Origin of the sequence: Acidocella aquatica (genome assembly GCF_030160635.1) — a bacterium.
Lineage (GTDB): Bacteria > Pseudomonadota > Alphaproteobacteria > Acetobacterales > Acetobacteraceae > Acidocella > Acidocella aquatica.
The window spans coordinates 1-2,504 of the sequence record NZ_BSOS01000113.1; the positions used below are offsets into that span (position 1 = coordinate 1).

Sequence of the window (2,504 nt, forward strand, 5' to 3'; positions counted from 1 at the left end):
CGGCCAGGTATTCCGATTTGATGTCGGCCACCTGAGCGTCATCGGTTGGGTCTGGTTGAATGATTATCTTGTCCCTGTTCGGGGTCAAGTTCAGGCGTCTGCGGTGGCCGGGTTTTGCTTTTTGCGGAGGCTCTCGCCGGTCAGTTCGATGCGGTAGGCGTTGTGGATGAGGCGGTCGAGGATGGCGTCGGCGATGGTTGGGTCGCCGATGATCTCGTACCATTGCTCGATGGGCACCTGGCTGGTGATGATGACCGAGCGCATCTCATGGCGGTCATCGATGATCTCCAGCAAATCGCGGCGCTGGTCGGCGGTCAGAGTTTCGGGCCCCCAATCGTCCAGGATCAGCAGGTCAACCTTGGCGATCTGGCGCAATGTCCTGGCATAGCGGCCATCGGCCCGCGCCATGGCCAAGGTGGAGAACAGCCGCGGCACACGGTGATAGGCGGTGGACAGGTCCTCGCGGCAGGCTTTCTGGCCCAGGGCGCAGGCGAGCCAGCTTTTACCCACGCCGCAGGGGCCGGTGATCAGCAAATTGTGCCGGGCACGAACCCAGTCGCAGCCTGCGAGCTTCAGGAATAATGCACGGTCGAGGCCGCGCGCCGCCCGGTAGTCGACATCCTCAATACTGGCGGATTGCCGCAGTTTGGCGGCGCGGGCGCGGGTCTCGAAGCGTTTTTGCCGCCGCAACGTGGCCTCGTGTTCCAACAGCAGGGCCAGCCATTCGCCGTGTTCCAGGGCGGCAATCTCAGGCTGGCGTTCAAGCTCCCTAAACCCCTTGGCCATGCCGTGCAGGCCGAGCTTCTGGAGCAGGTCGAGTGTTGGGTGGGTAAGCATGGTTTTGGTCCTTTCAGTGAAAATATTTGGAGCCGCGCAGATTGCCGTGGGTCATCACCGCCTGCGGCTCACTGGTGGTGATGGCGGCGCGGTCGAGCTTGTTGGCGATGATCGAGGCGATGCTTTTGTAGGTGAACGCGCCGTAAGCGACGGCGCGGGCCGACACCGCCTCGGCACGGGTTTTGTCCAACTCCCGGAACAGCCGCAGCACACCAAGACAGGTCCTGAAGCCCTGTTCCGGATGCGGGCGGCTGGCCAGAATGGCCGTGACCAGGCCCTCGGTATTGGGGCCAACCGAGGCGCCCCAGCGGCGGAACCGCTCCGGCGTCCATTCGGCGTAGCGCCGGTGCGCGCTCGGCATGTGCGCGGGGTCGGTGCCGTGCCTGGCCCCGCCATAGCGGCGCTCATGCGCGGCAACTCGATTCCCTTGGAAAAACACCTCAATCATCCGCGCCGTGGCGCGGGTATCGACCTGGGCCCGGATCAAATTATGCGGCACCGAGTAGAAATACCCGCAGACCTCGACGTGATAATCCAGCGAGACACGGGCAAAACCCCATTCGGCGAATTCGTAGTCTGTATCGGGCAACACGGCCAAAGCCGGGCGCTCGATCGTCTCGAACAGATGCCGCCGGCTGACCCCAAGCCGGCGCATGATGTGGTCGTTGATCCGCGCCACCATGCCGGCAATGGCCTGGTTGGCCTCCGCCAAAGAGAAGAATTTTTGCGCCCGCAACCGGCCCAGTATGTAGCTCTGGGCGAAGCGCACCCCGGCTTCCACCTTGGCCTTATCCTTCGGCCGCCGCGGCCGCGCCGGCAGAATGCCGATGCCGTAATGCGCGGCCATCCGGCCATAGCTGAGATTGATCTCGGGGTCGTAGAACGATGCCTTGTTGACGCCCGACTTCAGATTATCCGGCACCACCAGCCGCGGCACGCCGCCAAGCGCGCGGAACATGCGCACATGGGCGCCGATCCAATCAGGCAGCGTCTGGCTCCAACTCGCCTCGCAATAGGTGAAACTCGACGCCCCCAGGACCGCGACGAAAATCTCCGCAAACCGTACTTCGCCCGTCGCGGGGTCTGTAATACCAAGCTTCTTGCCGGAATAATCGACAAACACCTTGTCGCCCGCCCGGTGCTCCTGGCGCATGACCGGCGACAACCGGGCCTCGAACTCGCGGAACAGATCGCAAAACCGGCTGTAGCTGTACCCCTCCGGATGCCCGGCGCGATATTCCTCCCAAAGCACCATCAGGTTGACCCCAGGGCGTTTGAGCTCGCAAACCAGCTCGCGCCAAACCGGCTCGGCATGGCGGCGCACCCCACGAGGGGCACCGTTGCGGGCAAACAACCGCTCTTCCAAAACCGCATCGGTGAGATCGGCCGGCAGCGGCCAGGTCAATCCTGCCACCTGCGCCCGCTTCAGATTGTCCTGGATCGTGCTGCGCGCCACGCCCAGCATCCGCCCGATCTGCCGTGCGCTGATCCCCTCGCTGGCCAGCCGTAATGTGTATCGTATCTGCCTCATCGTCAGCTCTCGCTTTGCCGGCATCCGCCCCTCCTCGTGGTTGATCACGAGAGGGCAGATGCCCGAGTTACTGACCCAGCCGAAAACGCTCGAATGCCCGGCCCAAGTGGCCGGAATTAAATCGGAATGGTGGCCG

General features: G+C 63.5%; 2 protein-coding genes. Both read right to left on the reverse strand.

Features of this window, described 5'->3' with window-relative positions; translation table 11 throughout:
* Positions 1 to 90 precede the first annotated feature (90 nt).
* A complete protein-coding gene (gene istB, locus QQJ84_RS19130; RefSeq protein ID WP_284259930.1) occupies positions 91 to 837 on the reverse strand; it encodes an IS21-like element helper ATPase IstB in 747 nt (248 codons plus the stop codon).
* Positions 838 to 850: 13 nt separating this feature from the next.
* On the reverse strand, positions 851 to 2,368 hold the full coding sequence (gene istA, locus QQJ84_RS19135) for an IS21 family transposase (protein ID WP_408862251.1): 1,518 nt from the start codon (positions 2,366 to 2,368) through the stop codon (positions 851 to 853).
* Positions 2,369 to 2,504 lie beyond the last annotated feature (136 nt).

Bases quoted from the DNA above. Each gene is read 5' to 3' on its own strand.
- istB (WP_284259930.1), bottom strand. From the start codon at position 837: ATGCTTACCCACCCAACACTCGACCTGCTCCAGAAGCTCGGCCTGCAC.
- istA (WP_408862251.1), bottom strand. From the start codon at position 2,368: ATGAGGCAGATACGATACACATTACGGCTGGCCAGCGAGGGGATCAGC.